The 23,199-nt window shown below is 55.1% G+C and carries 20 protein-coding genes; 11 read left to right on the forward strand and 9 right to left on the reverse strand.

Going from position 1 to position 23,199, the window contains the following annotated elements:
• Positions 1-40: 40 nt before the first annotated feature.
• On the reverse strand, positions 41-676 hold the full coding sequence (locus tag QHL1GM_RS18700) for a hypothetical protein (RefSeq protein ID WP_071695817.1): 636 nt from the start codon (positions 674-676) through the stop codon (positions 41-43).
• A 74-nt stretch (positions 677-750) separates the two neighbouring features.
• Positions 751-978: a hypothetical protein gene (locus tag QHL1GM_RS18705; RefSeq protein WP_071695818.1), complete on the reverse strand. Its 228-nt coding sequence runs from the start codon at positions 976-978 to the stop codon at positions 751-753.
• Between the two features lie 186 nt (positions 979-1,164).
• On the opposite strand from QHL1GM_RS18705, the gene QHL1GM_RS19450 reads away from it, so the two are divergent.
• The gene (locus tag QHL1GM_RS19450) at positions 1,165-1,608 is read left to right on the forward strand and encodes a hypothetical protein (protein ID WP_071695819.1); all 444 of its coding nucleotides are present in this window, start codon (positions 1,165-1,167) and stop codon (positions 1,606-1,608) included.
• Positions 1,609-1,698: 90 nt separating this feature from the next.
• Here the strand turns inward: QHL1GM_RS19450 and QHL1GM_RS18715 are convergent, their stop codons facing one another.
• The 3 genes from QHL1GM_RS18715 to QHL1GM_RS18725 form a co-directional block, all read right to left on the reverse strand.
• Positions 1,699-2,892 (reverse strand): site-specific integrase, encoded by a 1,194-nt coding sequence (locus QHL1GM_RS18715; RefSeq protein WP_071695820.1) that lies wholly within the window; start codon positions 2,890-2,892, stop codon positions 1,699-1,701.
• 602 nt (positions 2,893-3,494) lie between these two features.
• Positions 3,495-3,650, reverse strand: coding sequence for a metallothionein (locus tag QHL1GM_RS18720; RefSeq protein ID WP_071695821.1), 156 nt, complete (start codon positions 3,648-3,650; stop codon positions 3,495-3,497).
• Between the two features lie 87 nt (positions 3,651-3,737).
• Positions 3,738-4,511, reverse strand: a complete 774-nt coding sequence (locus tag QHL1GM_RS18725) for a CLCA_X family protein (protein WP_071695822.1) — start codon at positions 4,509-4,511, stop codon at positions 3,738-3,740.
• A 93-nt stretch (positions 4,512-4,604) separates the two neighbouring features.
• Between QHL1GM_RS18725 and QHL1GM_RS18730 the strand changes: the two genes are divergently transcribed.
• On the forward strand, positions 4,605-5,291 hold the full coding sequence (locus tag QHL1GM_RS18730) for a type 1 glutamine amidotransferase domain-containing protein (RefSeq protein WP_083571062.1): 687 nt from the start codon (positions 4,605-4,607) through the stop codon (positions 5,289-5,291).
• A 149-nt stretch (positions 5,292-5,440) separates the two neighbouring features.
• Entirely contained in the window at positions 5,441-6,178 is a 738-nt protein-coding gene (locus tag QHL1GM_RS18735; protein WP_071695824.1) for a MauE/DoxX family redox-associated membrane protein, read from the forward strand.
• Between the two features lie 1,028 nt (positions 6,179-7,206).
• On the opposite strand, the gene QHL1GM_RS18745 is transcribed toward QHL1GM_RS18735, so the two are convergent.
• Together QHL1GM_RS18745 and QHL1GM_RS18750 are read right to left on the reverse strand one after the other, a co-directional pair.
• On the reverse strand, positions 7,207-8,556 hold the full coding sequence (locus QHL1GM_RS18745; RefSeq protein ID WP_071695826.1) for a M20/M25/M40 family metallo-hydrolase: 1,350 nt from the start codon (positions 8,554-8,556) through the stop codon (positions 7,207-7,209).
• An 80-nt stretch (positions 8,557-8,636) separates the two neighbouring features.
• The gene (locus tag QHL1GM_RS18750; protein ID WP_071695827.1) at positions 8,637-9,521 is read right to left on the reverse strand and encodes a LysR family transcriptional regulator; all 885 of its coding nucleotides are present in this window, start codon (positions 9,519-9,521) and stop codon (positions 8,637-8,639) included.
• 158 nt (positions 9,522-9,679) lie between these two features.
• Between QHL1GM_RS18750 and QHL1GM_RS18755 the strand changes: the two genes are divergently transcribed.
• The 6 genes from QHL1GM_RS18755 (at position 9,680) to QHL1GM_RS18780 (ending at position 17,250) form a co-directional block, all read left to right on the forward strand.
• Positions 9,680-10,645 (forward strand): TAXI family TRAP transporter solute-binding subunit, encoded by a 966-nt coding sequence (locus tag QHL1GM_RS18755; RefSeq protein ID WP_071695828.1) that lies wholly within the window; start codon positions 9,680-9,682, stop codon positions 10,643-10,645.
• 21 nt (positions 10,646-10,666) lie between these two features.
• Positions 10,667-12,577, forward strand: a complete 1,911-nt coding sequence (locus QHL1GM_RS18760) for a TRAP transporter fused permease subunit (protein WP_254795333.1) — start codon at positions 10,667-10,669, stop codon at positions 12,575-12,577.
• On the forward strand, positions 12,574-13,980 hold the full coding sequence (locus QHL1GM_RS18765; protein WP_071695830.1) for an acyclic terpene utilization AtuA family protein: 1,407 nt from the start codon (positions 12,574-12,576) through the stop codon (positions 13,978-13,980). Before QHL1GM_RS18760 ends, QHL1GM_RS18765 begins: the two co-directional genes overlap by 4 nt.
• Positions 13,967-14,323, forward strand: a complete 357-nt coding sequence (locus QHL1GM_RS18770) for a hypothetical protein (protein ID WP_071695831.1) — start codon at positions 13,967-13,969, stop codon at positions 14,321-14,323. The genes QHL1GM_RS18765 and QHL1GM_RS18770 overlap by 14 nt, the downstream gene beginning before the upstream one ends.
• A 137-nt stretch (positions 14,324-14,460) precedes the next feature.
• Entirely contained in the window at positions 14,461-15,684 is a 1,224-nt protein-coding gene (locus tag QHL1GM_RS18775; protein WP_071695832.1) for a YbfB/YjiJ family MFS transporter, read from the forward strand.
• A 102-nt stretch (positions 15,685-15,786) separates the two neighbouring features.
• Positions 15,787-17,250, forward strand: a complete 1,464-nt coding sequence (locus tag QHL1GM_RS18780) for a sodium-dependent transporter (RefSeq protein WP_071695833.1) — start codon at positions 15,787-15,789, stop codon at positions 17,248-17,250.
• Here QHL1GM_RS18780 and QHL1GM_RS18785 read toward each other — a convergent pair.
• The gene (locus QHL1GM_RS18785; protein WP_071695834.1) at positions 17,212-18,570 is read right to left on the reverse strand and encodes a Y-family DNA polymerase; all 1,359 of its coding nucleotides are present in this window, start codon (positions 18,568-18,570) and stop codon (positions 17,212-17,214) included. The genes QHL1GM_RS18780 and QHL1GM_RS18785 overlap by 39 nt on opposite strands.
• Positions 18,571-18,583: 13 nt before the next feature.
• Positions 18,584-19,027, reverse strand: a complete 444-nt coding sequence (locus tag QHL1GM_RS18790; RefSeq protein ID WP_071695835.1) for a LexA family transcriptional regulator — start codon at positions 19,025-19,027, stop codon at positions 18,584-18,586.
• Positions 19,028-19,598: 571 nt separating this feature from the next.
• Here QHL1GM_RS18790 and glyA point away from each other — a divergent pair.
• Both glyA and QHL1GM_RS18800 read left to right on the forward strand, forming a co-directional pair.
• On the forward strand, positions 19,599-20,864 hold the full coding sequence (gene glyA, locus QHL1GM_RS18795) for a serine hydroxymethyltransferase (protein WP_071695836.1): 1,266 nt from the start codon (positions 19,599-19,601) through the stop codon (positions 20,862-20,864).
• A 556-nt stretch (positions 20,865-21,420) separates the two neighbouring features.
• Complete coding sequence (locus tag QHL1GM_RS18800; RefSeq protein WP_071695837.1) at positions 21,421-23,187, forward strand: SLC13 family permease; 1,767 nt, start codon at positions 21,421-21,423, stop codon at positions 23,185-23,187.
• Positions 23,188-23,199: the final 12 nt, after the last annotated feature.

Raw genomic sequence — 23,199 nt, forward strand, 5'->3', positions numbered from 1 at the left:
GGGGCGTCATGTCCTGAATTAGAGGAAAGGAATGTTCAGTTTAACGAGCTAAGCAAAATTCAGCCACCATTGAGGGTATGGCGGGTGCTTCCTGGGCGGCTAAATGCGCCCGGCGCCGCCATAACCCGATCAACCCTAAATCTGGCATGTGCGATGAGTTGTGTGCCCAAAGGGCGGCAGGATGCACATCGAGTGATGTCTCATCTTGGGGGCGCGGATGGCCTGATAGCCACTGATAAACCTCTATCGCACTTCGGCCAAAATACGTTGGAAATAACAGGGCGCGACTGGGCAGCGAGATACCCAGCTTTAGCAGCATGCTGTTCACTTCATGATCACATGCTAGATGCCAGCGGTGAGGAGATGCCACCAATGGGGCAGTAAGATGTCCTGCGACACAGTGCCAAATCAAATGTGCCTGCAAAAATATCCGTTCTTTATCGTCGAGCGTGGCACTGAATGCAGGGCAAAAATATAGATTACGGCCGTCAGTACTTGCGGAGACTGCATTTTCTGTAAGGAATGGTGTCAGATCCAAAAACTGACTCAACAATCCCATCACCGGCAGCGTTTCCTCCCAACGTTTACGGTCCTCCTGCCACTTGGCAAGCTCTTGCTGTGCCTGTGAGGTTAGGGTGGTTAAAGGTTGAAGTTCGTAAGACGTTGTTGTGGTCATCGAGCTGCCTCCCTGAGTATTGATAGAAGCAGGTTAAAGTTAAGTTGCGACAAGGCATGTCGCTAAAGTTTCTGTCAGCTCGACAACGATGAAGGTGCTGTTTCCAACCACGCCTGAATGGCTCCCAGCGAGGTAATCAGAGGTATGGTATTGCTAACCCCTCTGGCTTCGCTGAGGGCCCAACGGTTGCCTTGCGGGGCAATGGCAATAGGAATGGTCACTGTTTGCGGCTGATGAAGGTGGTAAATGGCTAGGCGCCCCAACGCAATGGCGTGACCATAGCTGCCTACACAGTAAATCATGCGCTTACCTTCACCAAGCAGCGCTTGCCAGTGCTTGAGGTCGCCATGCGTCGTTAAAATAGTAGAGGGGAATAGTGCTATGGCAAAAAAAACACGGCGTCAGGTGCAAGATACTTTCGATTTTTGTATCTATGGCTGACGGGGTACGACATTCAGGTAGGGCTAGGGGTGAATCATCGGCTAAGGATGAACCCTCTATGGAGCGATCTCGAAACCCATGTCTTAGAAGCCAGCAGCGATTTGGAAGTGAGAGGAAAGTGCTTTTATCCGGAAGAGCGTAAAGGCGAAAAATTCGTTATCACACTGAGGGGGTCCCCATCCCCGGTTGAGTTTGCCCGTACTGTGGCCGACATTCAGCAACGTGACGCAGATGGAATGCCACGATACCGGATGTACCGTGGCTATCAGGTACCGATCTTCGAGTGCCCGAAAGGGGTGGCGAGATTACGCCGTGAGCGTCGTGCCGATGCATGGAAAGCTTGGATGTACGTTCCCGAAAGTTATATCGATAATTGCTTAGCAATTCTGCGCACCAATGCGGCACAGTACATCTACATCCACGAGCACATTATTGAGAAGGAGCGTTGGATCAACAGCTTCTCGGTTCAGTCGAACGATCCCACGGAATAAGCCTATACGAGCTAATATGCCGAGAAGGATATTTCGGTTGCTTGCTGATGTGTGCCTTAGGAGTAGGGTAGTGATGCCGGACTTGGTAGTTTACGAAATGTAATCCGCCCATTCCTGCATCATCGCTCGCCGTTTCTCGAATAGATCCCCGCGTCGGTAAGCCGCTTCCACTTTATTCTCGATGGTGTGGGCCAAGGCCATTTCTGCCACATCGCGGGGGTAGCTGGTAACTTCTCCTGTCCAGTCACGGAAGCTAGAGCGGAATCCGTGGGGAACATAGTTACCTTGTTCACCACTCGGGCCGTAGCCTAGTCCACGCATAAACTGCAGAAGCGACATATTCGAAAGAGGGCGCCCCTGCTTCATGCCTGCGAAAATGTAGGTGTTGGCTTTCACGCGAGGCAGGTTGGAGAGCAGTTCTACAGCTTGGCGAGAGAGGGGGACGCGGTGCTCGCGATTCGCCTTCATTCTGTCAGCTGGGATCGTCCAAGTAGCATTGTTCAGATCAAGCTCATTCCATTCGGAATTCAGCACTTCCGAAGTGCGTGTGGCGGTTAAGATCAAGAACTGGAGTGCTTTCGATGACAGGCTGTTATAGCCGTTCACGGTAGCCATGAAGTCAGCAACTTCATCATAAGGCATGGCAGGATGATGATTGACCTTTTGAATTCGCGATGGCTTTGCCAATAGTTTATCAAGATGCCCACGCCAGCGGGCGGGGTTAACCGGATCACGATAGCCGTGAGCTGCTGCATAATCCAAGATGTTCTCTACGCGGCCTTGTACACGTTTGGCCGTTTCGTTTTTATTTGTCCAGATAGGCTTTAGGACTTCAAGCACGTCCTGTGTTGATATTTCATCGATGGATTTTTTGCCTATTTTGGGTCTTGCATAGGTTTTGAGCGTGCTAACCCACTGGCGGGCATGCTTGATATTACGCCAGCTGCGGCGGTGCGCCTTGATATAGCGGGCGGCACAGCTTGTAAATGTGATGGCTAATTTCTGTATTTCTTTTTCTTCTTTCAGGCGAGCATCCAGCGGATTAATCCCTTGCTTGACCAGCTTTCGGTTACCTGTAGCCTGCTCGCGGGCTGCAGCTAGGTTGATTTCTGAACAGCTCCCTAACCCCATGTCGCGAAGTTTGCCATCCCAACGGAAACGGTAAATCCAGCTAGCCCCACCACTTTTACCGATCTTCAGATACAGACCATCACCATCGTTGGTTAGCGCCGGTTTGGATTCCCGAATTAGTTTCTGAACCCCCTTGGTGGTTAGCTTACCCATTACTATGTCCTCTGGTGATGAGGAATAGAAAGTATCATACCCAAGCCCATACTTCAGCCCATACTTTGGCTCTCTATTTGATCGTATTAATATGGACGAGATAGGAAGGTTTATTAATTAAATGTCTTAAAAATCAGTGATTAATAGTATTTATTTGGAAGGGCTTGGATAGAAAGTATGCGGACTCCCCCTCCGCCACAGAATTTAAAAAAGCCCGCTGATTAATCAGCGGGCTTTTTTGTGCCTAAAAAATGGGCTACGGCCCAGGTGTCTACGATTATAGGCTCTATTTTCAGAGCTTTAAAAGTGAACCTAGCTTGCAAGCGTTTCCTAAAAAGGCAGCACGCCGCTGAAACCAATACCAAGTACGGCAACGATAACAACAACGATAACGACGATGGTAGTAGTAGACATTTTCTCTTCCTTTGAGTAGTGAGCGTTGCTACAGCTTAGTCGCGATTACGTCATTTCACACGTAAGCAAAAAACTGAGCTTCCTTTCCATGATGACAAGAAAATACCTGCCGGAACGCCCGCCAGTGAGGTTTGAAATAACCAGCTAGCGGGCGTTGATAAAATAGCAGAAAACGTTCAGTAGTGGGCTTATTTCCCACACTGACAGTCGTGGCCGCAGTCGCTGGAACCATCGGCATGGCCGTTGGCGCAAGACTCGCAGCAATAGAGTTTGCCATCTTTCTCTACGGCTTTGCTGTCGACCGCGCATTTACACTTGGGGCACGCACACTCTTGCTGAGCCATGTTGAATCTCCTGTGTTGGAGTTGAAAGTGTAGTCCCGCTCCCAAGTGTTATGTCATTGCATTTTTAACGATTCCAAGCTGCTAATTTTAACGCCCCAACGCCTTGCCCAATCTTCCAAAAAAGTCGCCAAACGCTACATTAACCCGCTCCCGTTGCTTCCCTTGCGGGTAAAGACCCATCTCCGCTTCGGGGGAGGCTTTGGTGCCTTTGACTAAAAAGTGGTTGGTGATAGCGGCATCTTGTACAAAGGCCTCAAAGGCGCGGGCGCAGAGCTCTTCGGGTTTGCTGTAGTAGAGTTGACCGAGCTTTTTATCCATCTGCACCGAGTGCTTAAACAGCTCGCTGGGCTGGTCGCCTTCTGGCTGCAGCAGAATAGCTTTGAAGCAGTCCATCAATAATTGATTAAGCGGGTGGGGGATGGGCGTCGCATCGGCTAGCCACGCGGTGGAGGCGAACATGCCGTTAGGGATGCCACGAAAACACTTAGTGGCGACATAGTGGTCGAAAGCGTGATGGTACTCATGGGCGATGCTGCCAGGGCCTGCGTTTTTGGCCAGCGCAAAGCTGCGTTGGCTCGGGTCGTAGTGGGCGGATACGCCCGGTCGACCACCGCTGCCGTACTGCAGCGCTATAGAGCCGCGCAGCGAAATCAACGCCTCTGGCCCCTGGAGAATCAACATAAGATCGCACAGCGCATCGTGGAAAAGCTCAGCGGCTCGGTCACGCTCGGCGCTGGTGACCCAGCGGCCAATCTCAATCGAGCGAAAATCAAACTGGCGCCGAATCAATGCAAAGCTGCTTGCTTGCCCCTGGTGATGGTCAGGCCCGCTGCGGTAAAAATCCCGCGCTTCAATGCTCACTAATCGTTTCTCCTTGTATTCCGCCATCCAGACCCCCACTTACTAACAGTAACGCATTTTAATAGCCTCATTTTTCACCGTATGGAGAGAGTTATGAGCAAGCGTATTTTAGTGGTACTGACGTCACACGATCAGTTGGGCGATACCGGCAATAAGACCGGTTTTTGGCTCGAAGAGCTGGCCGCCCCTTATTATGTCTTTAAAGACGCGGGTGCTGAAGTAACGTTGGCATCGCCCAAGGGAGGGCAGCCGCCGCTGGATCCCAAAAGTGATGCAGAGGATAGCCAAACCGATGAAACGCGCCGCTTCAAGCAAGATGAAAAAGCTAACGCGGAGCTTGCCGCTACCCATCGTTTGAGCGACATGAAGGCTGATGACTTCGATGCGGTATTTTACCCCGGTGGCCATGGCCCACTATGGGATCTCGTCGACGACGCGGACTCAATTCGCCTGATCGAAACCTTTATCGCCCAAGGCAAGCCAGTTGCCTCGGTTTGTCACGCGCCGATCGTATTAGTGAATGCTAAAGACAGCGCTGGCGAGCCGCTTGTTAAAGGACGCCAGGTAACGGGCTTTACCAACGGCGAAGAAGAGGCCGTTGGTTTGACCAATATCGTGCCGCATCTCGTTGAAGATGCCTTACAAAAGTGCGGTGGGATTTATAGCAAAGCAGACGATTTCACCCCTTACGTGCGCGAAGATGGTCAACTGATCACCGGGCAAAACCCGCCTTCCTCTGCGCTCACGGCTGAGACACTGATGGCGTGGTTTAACAAATAAGCGGTATAGATCACATGTTGGATGAAACGGCGAGGCTCTCCTCGCCGTTTCTGTTTTGGGTATTGGATAGATCCTGACTACCCTTATAGGGCAATAGGTTATGTATGCAAAGTAGCCAAGTTCTTAGGGGCAACAAGGAGAAAACTAACATGGAGACAGCACGCGTCTATCGGATGAAGACGGCAGATCACCTCTGCCCGTTTGGGATGAAAACGCTCGATTTGCTAAAGCGCAAAGGCTACCAGGTTGACGACCATCCGCTTACCTCTCGGGATGAAATTGATGCATTCAAAGCCCAGGAAAGTGTCGATACCACACCACAAACTTATATCGGCGATAAACGTATTGGCGGCTATGAAGAGGTGCGTGAGTATTTAGGCATGAGCGTGCCTAGCGCGAAAGAGACCTCATATCGGCCGGTGGTGGCGATTTTTGTTACCGCTTTGCTCATCGGTCTGTCGGTTAGCTGGGTAGCCAACGGCACCTTAGTGGCGGCGCGAATGCCAGAGTATGCGGTGGCTACAGCCATGGTGCTGCTAGGTTTGCAGAAGCTGCAGGATGTAGAAAGCTTTAGCACGATGTTTCTTAACTACGACCTGTTGGCTCAGCGCTATATCCCATACAGCTATGTGTACCCCTACGCAGAAACCCTGGCAGGGGTGTTAATGCTGGCAGGTGCTTTGATTTGGCTTGCAGCACCGCTGGCGCTGTTTATCGGTACGGTAGGCGCGGTATCGGTTTTTAAAGCCGTGTATGTGGATAAGCGTGAGTTGAAATGCGCCTGCGTTGGCGGAAGCAGCAATGTGCCACTAGGGTTTGTATCGCTAACGGAAAATATCGCCATGATACTGATGGGGCTATGGATGCCGCTGAAAATGTTGCTATAAAAATCATCGTCAAAAAACTGCTTGGCTAAAATGCTGTTTAAAATCCAAAAAGTCGTTATAAAACAATTTATTTGCCTCTACATATCATAGGTTAGATAAACCCCCTGCTATAAAGCGCACTGTGTGCGCATAGCGAAGGGAGCTCGCGAAAAGGAAGAGCAAGCAAGGATTGCTTGTGTAACACAAGGATGCACAAACAGGATGTTTGTGGTGCAAGATCAGGGAAGACCTGATGAGAACCCGGCCAAGGAATGGCCGGGTTTTTTTTACCCCAGAATAAATAACGTATTAATTAAGCTATTATGACGTTTCCATTAATTTTTTGATTAACTGTTTTTATTAACTATGCGTTGCTTTTGTTAATAAAAGGGTAGCTGCGCTACCAGACTACCCATGGGTTTATAACAAGTCACCCTTAAACAAGCTGTTTCTTTAACAGGCATAGTGATAATAAAGCGAGCTTAACTCATTCAGGGGTACTTCAACCGCGGTTTGACAGTTTAGGCAGCGTAGGGTGGTGCTGTTTTTTCCGGTGCCTTCTAGGCGGAAACGGTTCAAGAACGGATTTCCGGGTGACTCTGAGTTACCGCAATGACGACAGGTGACATCCAGGCCATTGACTTTATTAGTAATTATAATATCGCGCACGCTGACCTCCTACCATTAGGTTAGATGATGGTTCAGGCGTGGTAACATCCGTGTAGAGCAGTATCGTTACCGATACTTTTAAAAGTATAGCGCTGCTGGGTATATGCGCCATTTAAAAATAAAAAACGTGCTTTAATGGGTACCCTTGAGTTTGTGAAAAAAAGATAAATTTTTCCACTTTAATAACATAGGTTAGATAAATAGACCGTTTTAAGGTTCACTGTGAGCATATACCACACGGAAGTGGCAACAGGGAAGATTAAGCTAGGAAGGCTTACGCTCATGGAAGCACAAACAGGATGTTTGTGAAGACGAATCAAGGATGGTTTGATAAAGCCCCGGCCAGGGAATGGCCGGGGCTTCTTTTTTATATGTTTGTTTTATTTCTTCGCTTTTTTCTTGTTTTTCTTGCTGTTGTTACTTTCTTTACTTGGGGTGCTCGCAGTGCTTTGGTCACTTTCTGTATTCTCATCTTTACTGTCATCACCCTCACTGTCCGGCTTATCGCTGCCTTGGTGAGCAAGCGGGCTCGCTTGGTCTAAGCGCGGGTGGTTATCCAGGAATTCACGCTGAAGGTCTGGTATGGCATCCAAGGCTTGCAGGGTATGGGTGAGGGCATGAATAGCCGCCAGCACATCCTGGGTATGACCCGTTTCTGAAATGGTGTGCATATTGCGGATGGGGAAACCAATCGAGGTCGCGGCACTGTCGATAGACGCTAATACGCCCGCCATACCATCGGTACCCGTATCCACGCCGACAATATCGCGCTGCAGCGGAATGTCCTGCTCTTTAGCCGCCTTAGCGATGATCCGATTGAGCTGTTCGCTGGCAATCGAGCCCACCGCCATGGTGAAGCCTTTGCCCATCTCCAGTGGCTGCATGCGCTTGTCGCCAATACCGGGCGCAGCCACATAGTCATGGTTTACGTCTACGCCAATCAAAGCATCCGGCTTCATCTCGCCCGCCATCACGCGGCTGCCGAAACGGCCAATCTCTTCATAGCTGGCAATCGCAAACAGTACGCGAACGTTTTGGGTGCCGCCTGCTTCGGCGATCAGGCGCGCCACTTCGGCGGCCACAAAGCAGCCCAGTCCGTTATCCAGGTAGGCACCGTAAAACGTATTAGGGCTAAAGCCGGGGCGGATAGGGCGGTCGAAAATAATCGAATCGCCGGGGCGAACACCCAGGTTCAACACCTGTTGCTTTTTATTCTCGCCGTGGATCTGCAGGTCCAGGTAAATCTGCTCTTTTTTCAGCCCTTTACTGCCATCGCGCTGGGCAGGATCAGAGAAGTGAATGGCGCCCAGTGCTTCAACCGTGCCGCCTTCAATGCAGCGGTAGCTGCCGGGGGCGTCAGGGTCTTCGCTAAACAGCTTCACTTCATGGCCGATCAGTACCGTCGGCAGGAATGAATCGGTGTTGATCCAGATCTTGCCATCTTCGCCAATCGAGCGCACCTGCATACGGATTTTGTCCGCATGGCCGATGATCATGACCTTGAACATGTCGTCGCGGTCAGGGTGGGTGTCCAGAACCACGCCCGCGTTGCCCTTGAACTGGTGAAGATGCCAGCTTTTAGGCGCAAAGCTCTCAAAATGCGGTTTGAGCACGCCGTAGGTCATGGCGGCTTCCAGGCCCACGGGGCTAGGGGCAGCAAGAATATCGCGCATCAGTTTGAACTGCGCGTCGGGCATCGGTTGCGTCCAGGGTTTTGCACTATCGCTCATCGTTGTCGCTCACTCATTTTAGGTGGATGTTAATCACCTCTAGTCTGCCAGATTCCCGCACTGTGTGTAGAGAAAGCCGCTTATTCGTGGTGATGAATTAGCTGACGCAGGGCGCTGGTGGCGGCGGACGGAGGATGACGGCGGCTCAATACAATGCCCAGCTCACGGCGAATGGTCGGCTCGACCAGCGGGCGGTATTCAATACCATCGGCGGCGATTTGACGAAAACTGAGCGAGGGCAGCACGCTAATGCCTAACCCTGCCGCCACCATGCGGCCTACCGTGGCGATCTGGCGCGCATCGCACAAGATATCCAGCCGCTCTCCTACGCTCTGCATAATGCGGTCAATATCCTGGCGCGAGCTGGAAAGGCGATTGATACCGATAAACGGATAAGCCGCGAGTTGGCTCCAGGCTACAGCTGATTGCGCCAGCAACGGATGCCCGCAGGGGCAAACGACCACATAGCTGTCTTCGAGTACGGGCTCAAACGTTAGATCTTCTGCGTCGCTTGGCGGCACTGAAAGCCCCAGGTCGGCGCGACCTTCGCGCACCATTTGATTGATCTGCTCGGCCAGCACATCGTGCAGGCTGAGGTTGATTCGTGGGTAGGCTTCATGAAAAAGCTTAATGACGCGCGGGAATAGTCCTGCCGCCAGAGTGGGCAGGGCGGCCACCGTTACCTTTCCGCGCTGTTTGGAAAACTGGTCGTTGAGATCTTCAAAGGCTTCATTCCAATCATTCAATAGCCGCACGGCGACTGGCAGAAAGGCTTCGCCTTCCGGCGTTAACGCGAGCTGGCGCGTGGTGCGGGCAAACAGTGCACCACCGACGTTCTCCTCAAGCTTACGCAGGGCAATCGAGATCGCCGGTTGGGAAAGGTGCACACGCTCGCTGGCCTCGGCCAGGCTGCGCGAGTGGGCGACGGCAACAAAAACACGCAACTGCTGGATGCTTGGATTCATTTAGAAAGTAAAACACAAATTAAAAACTATTCAATATACAAAATTAACCCGGCAGACCATGCTTGCTTTATCGCATGCAAACAGCGTCGCGATCACCGATTTAGATAAAAAACCGCTCTACAATAACAATAGCTCGCTTAGCGAGCTTCGGAGACACTATGAAAACGCTACTTACCGCCATGGTGGCAAGCGCCGCTGTGCTGGCTGCTGCCACTTCCCATGCCGATGAACGCCTGCTGATTGGTTCAACCTCCAGCTCCTCTAGCCACTACAGCTACTTTGTCGCGGTTAACCAAATCATTAATAACCAAGTCGAAGGGGTGAGCTCCTCCGTTGCGGAAACCGGTGCCACGGTGGATAACCTGCGCCGTTTGGGCCGCAACCAAATCGATATGGGCCTGGTCACCACCAATACGGGCTATCACGCCTACGCGGGCGAGGAAGATTTTGAAGGCCGCCCCGTCGATAACCGCCTGCTATGGGTCTACACCGTGGCGCCGCAGAATGCCGTGATGCGCCAGGATGCGGAGGTGGAAACGTTCGCTGACTTAGACGGTGTGCGCTTCAATCCAGGGATTACCGGGTCAGCTACCGAGAAAACCACCGAAGCGGTAATGCGCACGCTAGGCATCGAGCCTGACTACGTGCGCGGTTCAACGACCGATATGGTCGACGCCATGAAGGATGGCCGAGTCATGGGATCGGTAAAGTCGGGGGTCGGAGGACGCTTGGATGGCTCCTCTATGGATATCGCCACTTTCACACCGATAAGCGTGCTGTCGCTTGACCAAGAGCAGGCCGACACACTGCGCAGCGAAATGCCCGATGTGGCGATTGTCGATGTGCCCGAAGGGGCTGCAGAGGGTATTCCTGCTTACACTACTTGGGCCTTTGGTGTTGCCGTGCACGCCCATCCGGATATGGATGACGAGACAGCCTATCAAATCGTCAAAGCCGTGATGGAAAATCCAGAGCCGCAGGTTAACTCCTTCGCCGCCATGCAGGATGCGGATATGGCGAAGATGACCCTGGAGGTTGGCACCGTGCCACTTCATGCCGGCGCTGCGCGCTATTTCGAAGAGCAGGGGTATGACATCCCCGATGCCTTGCAGCCAGTCCAGTAAGGCCCATTGGAGAAGATGATCATGCGCGAGACAGTCACCAAAGGCTTGGCGCTCCTGCTGGGTGGGCTAATCCTTTATACCTCCGCCACTGGGCCGTTCGAGAGCTTGATTCAGCGGAGTATCTTTCTCGCGCTGGTCATTCTACTAGGGCTTGCCGTTTATCCGTTAGGTGCAGGCAAGCGCTGGCGCCCGCTGGGTATCGCTATTGATGCGGTGCTGGCAGTGGGTGTGGTAGTTGCCTGTGGCTATGTGGCGCTTAACTACGAACAAATTCTGGTCGAACTCCCCTGGGCAACTCCTCGGGATATGCTGCTGACCGGCGTTCTGCTGGTGGCGATTCTGGAGCTTTCGCGACGCGCCATCGGCGTGATCTTTCCACTGTTGGTGTTAGTGGGATTGGCCTACGCGTGGCTAGGAGCAGCAATCCCAGGGCCGCTTGGTCACCGGGGGTTCGATCTCTACTACATGACCGAAACCATCTACCTCGGTGACTTAGGTGTGTGGGGCATGCTGGTCGGCGTCGCCGCGACTACCATTGCCGCTTTCGTACTGTTCGGCTGTTTGCTGCTGCATACCGGAGGCGGCAATACCTTTATGGATCTGGCGTTGCGTATCAGCGGCCGCTCGCCGGGTGGTGCTGCCAAAGTGGCCACTGTGGCCTCTGGGCTGTTTGGCATGGTCAGCGGCAGTGCCGTGGCCAATGTCGCCACCACGGGCAACTTCACCATTCCCATGATGAAACGCTTGAACTACCCACGCCCCTTCGCAGCTGGGGTAGAAGCGGTCGCCTCGACCGGCGGCCAAATCGCGCCGCCGATCCTGGGCGCTGCGGCGTTTATCATGGCGGAGATTCTAGGCGAGAGTTACCTGCGTATTGCCTTAGCGGCTTTGCTGCCCGCGATCCTTTTCTACCTGGGGGTGTTTGTCACCATTCACTTGGTCGCCAAGCGCCGCCAGCTGCAGGTAGTACCCGATGATGAGCTGCCAAGCTGGTCAGACGTGATTCGCCCTGAACGTATTATTCCCATTCTGGCTGCATTAGGCGGGCTGTTTTACGGCGTGCTTAGCGGCCGTTCGATTCAAATGTCGGCGTTCTACGGCATCTTAATGACCGTGCTAACGTTCGTGCCTTTTGCGCTCATGGCCAAGATGCCGCTGCGCGAGATCCTCGGCAAGCTGGTGGCAGGCTTAGTCGATGCGGGCAAAGGCATGGTTATTATTGGCGTGCTATTGGCCGGGGCGCAGATTCTGGTCGCCATGATCGGCATGACGGGCATCGGTGTGACCTTAGCCAGCTTGATCGTCACGGTAGGCGGAGAATCGCTATTCCTAGTCGCCTTTATCGTCGGCGGCGTGTGTCTGATTTTAGGCATGGGTATTCCCACTACGGCAGCGTATGTGCTGGTGGCGTCGGTACTGGCTCCTGCGCTAACGGCCATTGGCGTTGAACCACTGATTGCCCATCTGTTTGTTTTCTACTTCGCCACTCTGTCGGTGATTACACCGCCCGTCTGTATTGCGGTCTTTGTAGCCTCAGGTATTGCCGACACCAACTGGTTGCCTGCGGCGGTTGAGTCAGTGCGCTTGGCGGCGGCTATCTACGTCATCCCCTTCCTGCTGTTGATCTACCCGGCCTTGGCGGGGTTTGGTTCCGCCCTGGAGATCGTCTTGGCCAGCTGCCAAGGGGTCGTGTTCGTGATGGCGTTTGCCGCGCTGATGTCCCGGGTAGCCATGACGGGTAAGCGTTTGATCGATGTTGTAGCGCTGATCGCGGTGATTGGGCTGGCGCTGACGCCCGGCTGGCTGACCACGCTGGCAGCGCTAGCCCTGATCATTGGGCTATTTATACGCCGCCGCTCGCTGCTGAGAGACGAGCTGGCGTCTGTCGCGGGCGACCACCACTCTCTTCAGGCCAAGGAGACACAGCTATGAGCTTTTTATTAGGCAGCGGGGCGGGCTTTTCCGGCGACCGTACCGATGCGGCCGTGGCGGTGGTGGCAGAGTTGATCAAGCGACAGCAACCTTCTGCTCTAGTATTTGAAACCCTGGGTGAACGGACATTGGCAGCAGCCCACCGGGCGATGCGCGACGACCCCGAAAGCGGGTTTGAGCCGCTGTTGGACGAGCTGCTCGCCCCAGTGCTACGCGACTGTCTGGACCACGGAATTAAAATTCTAGGCAACTTCGGTGCAGCGAACCCTGGTGGCGCGTGCCAGGTAATTGCGGAGCTGGCCGCACAGCTTGGTCGCGCTGATGTGCGCATTGCCCAGGTGCATGGCGATGATATCCGACAGCAGCTACATAGCTTGGACTTACAGCGCTGGGAGGCCGAGCGGCTGGATATGCCGGGCGATGACGCCCTGATTTCAGCCAATGTTTACCTGGGTGCCAAGGCGCTGGCCGAAGCGCTGGCCATGCAAGCCGATGTCGTGGTCACCGGGCGTGTTGCCGACCCGGCACTGTTTTTAGCGCCGCTGATGCACCACTTCGACTGGCGTTGGGACGATTGGGATCGCCTGGCCTGCGGCATGATGGCGGGGCATTTAGCAGAGTGTGGCGCTCAGGTGAGCGGTGGCTACTTTGCCGATCCGGGTTTTAAAGACGTGCCGGGTCTTGCCACGGTGGGCTATCCGATTATCGAAGTAGAGCAGGATGGCAGCCTTATTATTACCAAGCCTACCAATACCGGTGGCTGTGTTACCGAGCAAACGGTCAAAGAACAGCTGCTTTATGAAGTGCATGACCCGGCTAATTACCTTACTCCGGATGTCACGGTGGATCTTTCCCATGCCGTGGTGCGTCAGTTATCACCCAACCGCGTGGCGGTGACGGGGATAAGGGGCAAGCCTGCGCCTGAGCGGCTAAAAACCACCGTGTGCTACGAAGGTGGCTGGCAGGGAGAGGCGGAAATTTCCTATGCAGGGCCCAACGCGCTGGCAAGAGCCCAGCTTGCAGCGCAGGTGCTGCGCGAGCGGTTGGTGTTTCGAGCCCCCGCTGAGCTGCGCACTCGCTTGGATATCATTGGCCTGGCCAGCGTATTTGATAGCGATAGCGGTGAGCTACAGCGTAGCGCTTTAGCGTCTGCCAGCGGTGATTATCGGCTGCGGCTGGCGGCCGAACACAGCGAGCGACGCTGGGTCGCCCGCGCTACCCAGGAGCTATTGGCGCTTTATTGTGCCGGGCCTGCGGGCGGCGGCGGCGTGCGTCGTCAGTTTCAACGGCGAGTATTCACGGCTTCATATTTGGTCAAGCGTAGCGACGTTCATGCCCATGCCAGTCTGTTTGAATCGTCGCCCCTCGGCGAACGTAGGAGTGAACGTTATGTTGCAAGCTGAACCCACGCAAACGCCGGTGCACCCGCATTCCTCGGTCACCCTTCATCAAATCGCCCATGCCCGTGCAGGTGATAAGGGCGAGCGGCTGAATGTGGCGTTATTTGCCTATGACCCAGACCACTACACCACCTTGCTGGAGCAGGTAACCGAGGAGCGGGTGCTGGCGCTGTTTGCCCACCGCGGTGCCAGCCGAGTGCGGCGTTACCCCTTGCCTAATTTGGCGGGCATGAACTTCGTGATCGATGATGTGCTGCAGGGCGGCGTTAATGGCGCGCTCAACCTGGATGGGCATGGCAAAACGCTGTCGTTTTTGCTGTTAAGCATGGAGGTTAATTCTAGCTAGACCTTTTTAAACGCGCCCCTCGACTTAGGTGGTCATGACCCGCTGCCCAAAACGCCTTACTATGACGACAAAATACGCAAGCTAATTAATATAGCGATAGCTACGTCGTCTCTTAAGAGCCGCTAAGGAGCAGCCCTATGACCTCCGCAACGCTAGGTGCCCGGCGCTTCAAAGTGCTGCTGGCGGGCGTTTTCAGCCAGATACTGTGTGTCGGGGTCGCCCGCTTTGCCTATACCCCGTTACTGCCGGTGATGCAGCAGCAAACCTGGATGGGCGACGCCGATGGCGGCTGGCTGGCGGCGCTTAACTACGCGGGCTATATGCTGGGGGCGGTGCTGGCTGCCTCTATTCGCAGTATTTATATCAAAGACACGCTATTTCGCTGTGGGCTAATACTCGCCGTGCTCACCACTGCGGGCATGGCGCTTACCGAGCACTTCTGGGTGTGGGCGGGGCTACGCTTTATAGCCGGTCTTTCCAGCAGCGCTTCCATGCTATTAGCGTCAGGGCTGATTCTTCACTGGTTAATGCAACACCGCCAGCGTGGCGAGCTGGGTATTCATTTTGCTGGTGTGGGCTTAGGCATGATTGTCGCAGCGGTGGCGGTGGAAATGATGCTGCAGCTCTCGTTTAGCTGGCAGACCCAGTGGTGGGGCTTTAGCCTGCTGGGGGCCGCGCTGTTAGTGCCCGCCTGGCGGTGGTTGCCGCGCCCGGTAAAACCGGTTGAAGGCGCGCACGCGGCGAATAGCCAGCCCGCTATGCTGCCTACGCGCACTTTTATGCGCTGGATGCTCGCCGCCTACTTTTGCGCCGGTTACGGCTATGTGATCAGCGCTACCTTCTTAGTCGCCATCGTTGAGCGAGAACCGCTGCTCGCGGGAATGGGCAACTGGACCTTTGCCCTGGCCGGTTTAGCCGCTGCCCCTGCGGTCATGCTATGGGATTTAGTCGCCCGTCGAGTCGGCTACTTAGGGGCGTTGATTATCGCCATGGCGATTCAGGTGGTGGGTATTGTGCTACCGGCGATTACCGCAAATGCAGCGATTGTGCTGCTAAGTGCCGTGCTTTACGGCGGCACCTTCCTCGGCTGCGTCAGCCTGGTGCTCACCATGGCAGGCAGGCTCTATCCTTCCAGCCCCGCTCGGCTAATGGGGCAGATGACCCTGGCGTATGGCGCCGCCCAAATATGCGCCCCGGCGTTAACCGGCATGCTGGCGGAAGCCTCCGGTCATTATGGCGTTGGGCTGTGGTTGGCGGGCGGCTTTGTAACGCTTGGCGCCGTATTGCTGGCCTATTTGCGCAAGGTGGATCAAACCGCACAGCGCTTGGATGCCGCTGCCAAAGCCACGGTATACGCCTAGGGGTTAGCGCCTAGGGCCTAGCCCTTAGGAATAGGGCCGAGTGGGCATTGCCCGTGAAATCCTTTAGGATGAGCGCCTTTTTCTGACAGGGTAAATGGGCAAATGACCTCTTCTAGGCAACCTCGCACCCAATGGCTAGGCCGCTGGGGGTTTATGCTGGCGGCAACCGGTTCTGCAGTTGGGCTGGGCAATATCTGGAAATTCCCTTATATCACCGGGGAGTTCGGCGGCGGTGCCTTCGTACTGGTGTATCTAGCCTGTATTTTTGCCGTGGGTGTGCCGGTAATGATGACCGAGATCGCCTTTGGGCGGCGCGGCCGCGGCAGTCCTATTGATGCCATTCGCCGTGTGGTCAATGAATCAGGCAGTTCATCGGTATGGTCGTTGATCGGCTGGATGGCGATGCTCTGCGGCTTTATGATCCTGTCTTTTTACGTGGTCGTGGCGGGCTGGTCGTTCTCGTATCTGTGGAAAATGCTAACCGGCGGTTTGTCAGGCAGCAGCGTTGACGACATGGCCGCCGTGTTTGGCGCCAATAACGCCAACCCGCTGAATCTTGGCTTCTGGAGCACCTTAGTCACGCTGCTGACCATGTTGATTGTGGGCAAAGGCGTGCAGCAGGGTATCGAAAAGAGCGTTAGTTGGATGATGCCGGGGCTAGTGATCATGCTGGTGGTGCTGATCGGTTTCGGCATGTTCTCCGGTGGCTTTGGCGCGGCGGTTAACTTCCTGTTCTCGTTCAACGCGGGCAGCCTCTCTAGCGAGGGCCTGCTGGCGGCGCTTGGTCACGCGTTTTTTACCCTCTCGCTGGCCTCCGGGGCGATTCTTACCTACGGCAGCTACTTGCCCAAGGGCGCCTCGATTGGCCGCACCACGGTGAGTGTGGCAGTGGCGGATACCGTTGTGGCGCTGATGGCAGGGCTGGCGATCTTCCCGGTCATTTTCGCCAACGGCATGAACCCCGGCGAAGGCCCAGGGCTGATCTTTATGAGCCTGCCGCTGGCCTTCCAGGCGATGCCACTGGGCACGCTGTTTGGCATTCTGTTCTTCCTGATGCTCTCCATGGCCGCATTAACCTCCTCGATCTCTATGGTCGAAGCCACGGTCTCCTGGCTGTGCGATAACAAAGGTATCTCGCGTTCGAAAGCCGCCTGGGGCACGGGCATTGTGCTGTGGTTGATCAGCACCCTGGCGATGCTGTCGTTTAACCTGGGCGCGGATTGGACACTGGCCGGTAAGAATTTGTTTGACTGGCTGGACTACCTGACATCGCGCTGGATGATGCCGCTGGGTGGTCTGGGCATGGTGGTGCTGGCGGGGTTTGTATTAAAGAGCGACTCCTTCCGCGAAGAGCTCGGGCTTGCACCGCTACCTTATGCGCTATGGCTAACCATGGTGCGCTACGTTAGCCCGCTCGGCATTGTGGTGATTTTCGTCGATGCGCTGGGGATCTATCAGGTTTCGTTTGCCGCACACTGGCCTTGGCTACTAGCCCTTCTGGTTGCCATGGCAGCGCTTGGCGAAACCCTAAGCCCGCGGCTGCGTACCGCGCTTAGTGCTGGTTAACGCCTGCTGTTTTTTCTGCTTCTGCTTTGCCTCGAAGGCGGCAACAGCGCCGGGGTGGGTGCCTACTTTCATCAGCTCATCCCAGCGCGTGGTATAGCGGTCTGAGCGGTGGGCGCAGCGCAGTTGCCAAGCAGCAGGCGCATTCGTCATACCAAAGCGAATGGTGCCTTGCCCCATCTGCTGGTTAATCTGATCTACCGTGGCCATCAAAAATGGGTGACGATCCCGGGTGGGTGGATGCAACAGCGAAAGCTGGTGCTGCTCGGCGTCCACCAAATCCAGCAGCATCACCCCAGCTTTCATAAACTGGTAGCGAGGGCGGTGAATCTGCTCAAGCCCTTGGCGAACGGCATCAAGGATCACCCGGGTGTCGTCGCTGGGCGAGGGCAGGGCGATCACTGCGTTGGGGAAGTACTGCTTCTGGTCCCGCCGATGGCGGTTAGTGTTGAGAAATACCATGACCGCTCGGGCCAGGCTCTGCTGTTCGCGTAGTTTTTCAGCACTACGCTGGGCGTTACGGCGTAGGGCGTTATGCACTTCTGCAAAAACACCGGTTGGTTGGCCGAAAGAGCGCGATGTCATAATGCGCTGGCGCGGTTGATCCAGAGCATTCATCTCCATACAGGGCGTACCGCGCAGCTCGAGCGCGGTGCGTGCCAGCACCACCGAGAAACGCTTGCGGAGCTGTTTCTCATCGCTTTCCCGCAGGTCCCAGGCGGTGTTGACGCCGCCAATGGCCAGGCGCTCGGCTAGGCGTCGGCCGACGCCCCACACGCTGCCCACCGGGGTACGTTTGAGCAACGCCTCAGTGGTGTGGCCCTGCCCATTAAGCAGGCAAACACCCTGGTAGTAAGGATCGTGCTTGGCAAAGTGGTTAGCCAGCTTGGCGAGCGTATGGGTAGGTGCCAGCCCAACGCATACCGGTAAGCCCAAGTAGCGACGAATACGCTGGCGCAATTCTCGTCCCAGCCCCTCACACTGCTCTGTTGTGAAACCGTCTAAATAGACGAACATCTCATCAATGGAGTAGGGGGCAATCTCTGGGCAGGCATCGCGCAGCAGTTGGGCCAGTCGTGCCGACATATCGCCGTAGAGCTCATAGTTAGACGACAGTAAGTGGATCTCGCCGCTCCGGCGCAACCCTTCAAGCTTGAAGGCGGGCGTACCCATGGGTATATCGAGCGCTTTTAACTCTGCAGAGCGGGCGATCACGCAGCCGTCGTTGTTCGACATTACCCCCACGGGCCTACCTTCCAACTTGGGCTGAAAAACCCGCTCGCAGCTGACGTAGAAATTGTTGGCATCAACGAGACCGATCATCGCCACTCCTCAGTCAACGTAAGTACTCATGCACGACGGCGCGCACCACACCCCATAGCTGGCAGTCGCTGTTTTCAAGTGGCAGTGGAGGGTAGTGCGGATGCGTTGAGCAAAGGTGCGGCGTTCCCTGATAGAGCGCATAGCGTTTAATCAGCGCCTCGCCCTCCAGCATAGCCACCAGAATATGTCCCAGGCGCGGTTCAATACTGCGATCAACCACCAGCAAATCACCCTCAAAAATCCCCCAACCCTCCATGCTGTCGCCGGTAGCGGTGACATAAAACGTCTGAGTAGGGTTTTTAACCAGCCGTGTATTGAGATCCAGCGTGCAGGGTTCGTAATCCTGCGCAGGCGAAGGAAAGCCGCTAAAACCAGCGCGGCCCATAAAGGTTAAATAAGGCAGCGGCTGGGAAGTTAACGGCAAGGCTGGAGAAAAGTGAACTGACTGGCCCGGCATCGTCGGCATCCTGATCCTTAAAATATTGTATAAATATACAGTATTTTGCGCCAGGAAAGAAAATGCAAATTGACGGGAAGAGGAGCACTCTACTCCCCCATGTCATTGCGAAGAGCGCCAACCCTCCCCATGTCATTGCGAGGAGCGCAGCGACGCGGCAATCTGAACTGGCGGCGCCAGGAAACCCAGAGATTGCTTCACTCCGTTCGCAATGACACTCCCCCATGTCATTGCGAGGAGCGCAGCGACGCGGCAATCTGAACTAGCGGCGGCAGGAACCCCGAGATTGCTTCACTGCGTTCGCAATGACACCACGCCTGTCATTGCGAGGAGCGCAGCGACGCGGCAATCTGAACCTGCGGTGGCAGGAACCCCCGAGATTGCTTCACTGCGTTCGCAATGACAAAACGAGATCGCCACGCTCCGCTCGCGATGACACTCAACCTGTCATTACATGAGTCACGCTCATGCACGACCTGACGCGGATGCGATGAAAGTCGCGTCAGGCTGCGTTATGATAGCGCCCTCGCTTCTCCCATGATGACCCTTTCTCGTTACGAGGTTCCCGCCGATGTTCAGCCGCGATATGACAATTGCCGGATTCGATGATGTGCTGTTTGATGCCATGCAGAAAGAAGTGGAGCGCCAAGAAGCCCACATCGAACTGATCGCTTCCGAAAACTATGCCAGCCCCCGCGTACTTGAAGCCCAGGGCAGCCAGCTGACCAATAAATACGCCGAAGGCTACCCCGGCAAGCGCTACTACGGCGGCTGTGAATTCGTCGATATCGCTGAAAACCTGGCCATTGATTACGCCAAAGAGCTGTTCGGCGCTACCTACGTGAACGTCCAGCCCCACTCGGGTTCGCAAGCCAACAGCGCAGTGTTCCAAGCGCTCGTTAAGCCCGGCGATACCATTTTGGGCATGAGCCTAGACGCGGGTGGCCACCTGACCCACGGCGCCAAGCCGAGCTTTTCGGGCAAGCACTACAACGCCATTCAGTACGGCTTGAACGACCAAGAACTGATTGATTACGACCAAGTGGCCCAGCTTGCTCGCGAGCACAAGCCTAAAATGATCATCGCCGGGTTCTCTGCCTATTCACAAATTGTCGATTGGGCTAAGTTCCGCGAGATCGCCGACGAAGTGGGCGCTTACTTACTGGTCGATATGGCCCACGTCTCAGGCCTGGTCGCTGCGGGCGTTTACCCCAGCCCCTTGCCCCATGCCCATGTAGTCACCTCTACCACGCACAAAACCCTACGCGGCCCACGCAGTGGCGTGATTCTCTCTGCTGAAAACGATGCGGATATCGAGAAGAAGCTGCAGTCAGCGGTTTTCCCCGGCGGCCAGGGCGGTCCCTTGATGCACGTGATCGCGGCCAAAGCGATCTGCTTCAAAGAGGCTATGGAGCCAGCGTTCAAAACCTACCAGCAGCAGGTAGTGAAGAACGCCAAGGCAATGGCAAAGGTGTTTATCGACCGCGGTTACGACATCGTCTCCGGCGGCACCGAAGACCACCTCTTCCTGCTTTCGCTGATCAAGCAGGGCGTAACAGGTAAAGATGCTGATGCCGCTTTGGGTCGTGCCCACATCACCGTAAACAAGAACGCCGTTCCTAACGACCCGCAAAGCCCGTTCGTCACCTCTGGCCTGCGTATCGGCACCCCGGCGGTCACCACGCGCGGTTTTGGCGAAGAAGAGTGTACCCAGCTCGCTGGTTGGATCTGCGATATCTTGGATGTGTTGGCTAAAGGTGAAGACACCAGCGCCATCGAAGCGAAGGTGCTAGATAAAGTGGCTGACGTTTGCACACGTCTGCCGGTTTATAAATAAGCGACGCCCGATGTGGGCGAAGCATGATGTAAATGCCTAGCCTAGCGCTCAAGAAAGCCGCCGAAAGATAATCATCTTCGGCGGCTTTGTCTTTTACGGCTTCAGCAAATGCGCAATGGGAACTTCCATCTGTTGGGGGCGGTTTAAGAAGGTAAGAAGGGGAAGGGCGCGGCCCAGCCCCAGCCTTTTGGCTCCTTCTGACACACCAGGTGAAAGACATGATAGGCCCGGTTTCCAACTGGCTAGCCGCGAGGAAAGATTCGCCCCCATTACTGTGGATAAGGTACCATAGGGCGCGTTCTGCCTTGGACTGGCAAGACAACCGAAAGGCTTATATGCACTTGATGTTAAATTGAGTTAACCCGAAAAAATCTCTAACGCCAACGCGTATTGTAACAAAATCGCAGTGACGGAACGCAGCGAGGCATGTAGTAAACGACGCTGTCGGCACGCCAAATGCTAATGATGACTAGGGCAAGGGAAACGTCCGGAACAATCCCTGGGCGGTAGCGTGCCTGAACGTTTTTTAGACGGCTAAGGTTGAAAACGGAGCACTATGGAAGTCGCGGCGATATTTGCCCTCTTGGTGGTAGTTGCCACCTTAGCCGCACTCGCGCTAACCCGCATTGCCCCTGATGCGATTTTAATGGCGGCCCTCGGATGCCTCGTCATCAGCGGCACATTAACCCCCTCCCAAGCGTTACAAGGATTCTCTAATCCTGGGGTGATTACCATTGCCACGCTTTACGTGGTCGCGGCAGGGTTAAAAGAAACGGGTGCGATTCAGTGGTTGGCCCACCGTCTACTGGGTCAACCCACGCAGCTACGACAGGCGCAGCTACGCGTGTTATTGCCCGCAGCTGGGCTCAGTGCATTTATGAACAACACTACCGTGGTAGCCATGTTCATTCCTGCTATCCAAGAGTGGGCGGCACGTTTAAAGCTGCCGCCGGGCAAGCTACTGCTACCGCTGAGCTATGCGGCGATTATCGGCGGCACCTGCACCTTGATTGGTACCAGCACTAATCTGGTGGTCGATGGCCTGTTGCAAAGCGAGCGCGGCGTCAGTTTGTCGATGTTTTCACTGGCGTGGGTGGGCGTGCCGCTGGTGATTGTCGGCGGCACATTTTTGTATTTTTTTACCAACCGCCTATTGCCGGAACGCCAAGGTGTGCTTGAGCAGCTTGAACAGGCCCGTGAATACGCAGTTGAGGTAGAGGTTGAAGCCAAAGGGCCGCTGGTGGGTAAAACCATCGCAGATGCTGGTTTGCGCAGCCTTGTTCATGGCTACTTGGCAGATATTGAGCGGCATGGGCATTTGCTAACGGCTGTGCCGCCGGAAACAGAGCTAATGCCGGGTGATATTCTGGTTTTTATCGGCGCCCCAGAGTGCGCCCGTGAACTGCGTAGAGTACACGGCCTTAAGCCCGCCAGTGGTGACGTCCACAAGCTGGATATTGCCCACCATCAGCGCTGTTTAGTGGAAGCGGTGATTGGCCCCGATTACGCGGGCCTGAACCAAACCGTCAAGGCATCGCGCTTCCGCTCCCGTTACCAAGCCGTCATTTTGTCGATATCTCGGAATGGCAAACGAATACCCGGCAAGCTAGGCGTGATTTCATTACAAGTGGGCGATACCTTGCTAATGGAGACTGCCCAGGATTTTGTTGAGCAGTACCGTTACCGAAAAGACTTTTTGTTGGTAAGTGGTTTAACCGATTCTACCCCGCCGGATTTCCGCAAAGCGCCCATCGCCCTGGGTATTTTAGCGGGCATGGTGGCCCTCAGCGCGACAGGGCTGCTGTCGATTCTGGAAGCCGCGCTACTCGCCGGCGGCGGCATGCTGGCAACCCGCTGCGTACCCATGAGCAAAGCACGTCGATATGTTGACCTCTCCATGCTCATCGTCATTGCCGCTTCGTTTGCCCTAGGGGCAGGGATGACCGATACCGGTGCCGCCACCCAGGTGGCTCAATGGTTGCTGCTAGCGGATAACCTGGCTCCCTGGATGGCCCTGGCGTTGGTGTACTTAATGACGGTCGTATTCACCGAGCTGATTACCAACAACGCTGCTGCCGTGTTGATGTTCCCAATTGCCGTCTCGGTGGCCGACCAGCTAGGTGTTAACTTTTTGCCCTTCGCCATCACCATCATGTTCGCCGCCTCGGCAAGCTTTATGACCCCGCTTGGCTACCAAACCAACCTGATGGTACTTGGCCCCGGCGGCTACCGCTTTAGCGACTACCTACGGTTGGGCGCGCCGCTTAGCGCCCTTGTGGCCGTTACGGTGATCGGATTGGTGCCGCTGGTGTGGCCATTTTAATAGCTACCCATG

This window comes from Halomonas sp. QHL1 (genome assembly GCF_001882345.1).
Lineage (GTDB): Bacteria > Pseudomonadota > Gammaproteobacteria > Pseudomonadales > Halomonadaceae > Vreelandella.

What these genes read in the sequence shown, in the direction of transcription:
- QHL1GM_RS18780 (WP_071695833.1), top strand. Translation starts at nt 15,787, where the DNA reads ATGACCTCTTCTAGGCAACCTCGCACCCAATGGCTAGGCCGCTGGGGG.
- QHL1GM_RS18790 (WP_071695835.1), bottom strand. Translation starts at nt 19,027, where the DNA reads ATGCCGGGCCAGTCAGTTCACTTTTCTCCAGCCTTGCCGTTAACTTCC.
- QHL1GM_RS18750 (WP_071695827.1), bottom strand. Translation starts at nt 9,521, where the DNA reads ATGAATCCAAGCATCCAGCAGTTGCGTGTTTTTGTTGCCGTCGCCCAC.
- QHL1GM_RS18765 (WP_071695830.1), top strand. Translation starts at nt 12,574, where the DNA reads ATGAGCTTTTTATTAGGCAGCGGGGCGGGCTTTTCCGGCGACCGTACC.
- QHL1GM_RS18785 (WP_071695834.1), bottom strand. Translation starts at nt 18,570, where the DNA reads ATGATCGGTCTCGTTGATGCCAACAATTTCTACGTCAGCTGCGAGCGG.
- QHL1GM_RS18705 (WP_071695818.1), bottom strand. Translation starts at nt 978, where the DNA reads ATGATTTACTGTGTAGGCAGCTATGGTCACGCCATTGCGTTGGGGCGC.
- QHL1GM_RS18720 (WP_071695821.1), bottom strand. Translation starts at nt 3,650, where the DNA reads ATGGCTCAGCAAGAGTGTGCGTGCCCCAAGTGTAAATGCGCGGTCGAC.
- QHL1GM_RS18735 (WP_071695824.1), top strand. Translation starts at nt 5,441, where the DNA reads ATGGAGACAGCACGCGTCTATCGGATGAAGACGGCAGATCACCTCTGC.
- QHL1GM_RS18775 (WP_071695832.1), top strand. Translation starts at nt 14,461, where the DNA reads ATGACCTCCGCAACGCTAGGTGCCCGGCGCTTCAAAGTGCTGCTGGCG.
- QHL1GM_RS18700 (WP_071695817.1), bottom strand. Translation starts at nt 676, where the DNA reads ATGACCACAACAACGTCTTACGAACTTCAACCTTTAACCACCCTAACC.
- QHL1GM_RS18715 (WP_071695820.1), bottom strand. Translation starts at nt 2,892, where the DNA reads ATGGGTAAGCTAACCACCAAGGGGGTTCAGAAACTAATTCGGGAATCC.
- QHL1GM_RS18760 (WP_254795333.1), top strand. Translation starts at nt 10,667, where the DNA reads ATGCGCGAGACAGTCACCAAAGGCTTGGCGCTCCTGCTGGGTGGGCTA.
- QHL1GM_RS19450 (WP_071695819.1), top strand. Translation starts at nt 1,165, where the DNA reads ATGAACCCTCTATGGAGCGATCTCGAAACCCATGTCTTAGAAGCCAGC.
- QHL1GM_RS18770 (WP_071695831.1), top strand. Translation starts at nt 13,967, where the DNA reads ATGTTGCAAGCTGAACCCACGCAAACGCCGGTGCACCCGCATTCCTCG.
- glyA (WP_071695836.1), top strand. Translation starts at nt 19,599, where the DNA reads ATGTTCAGCCGCGATATGACAATTGCCGGATTCGATGATGTGCTGTTT.
- QHL1GM_RS18745 (WP_071695826.1), bottom strand. Translation starts at nt 8,556, where the DNA reads ATGAGCGATAGTGCAAAACCCTGGACGCAACCGATGCCCGACGCGCAG.
- QHL1GM_RS18800 (WP_071695837.1), top strand. Translation starts at nt 21,421, where the DNA reads ATGGAAGTCGCGGCGATATTTGCCCTCTTGGTGGTAGTTGCCACCTTA.
- QHL1GM_RS18730 (WP_083571062.1), top strand. Translation starts at nt 4,605, where the DNA reads ATGAGCAAGCGTATTTTAGTGGTACTGACGTCACACGATCAGTTGGGC.
- QHL1GM_RS18755 (WP_071695828.1), top strand. Translation starts at nt 9,680, where the DNA reads ATGAAAACGCTACTTACCGCCATGGTGGCAAGCGCCGCTGTGCTGGCT.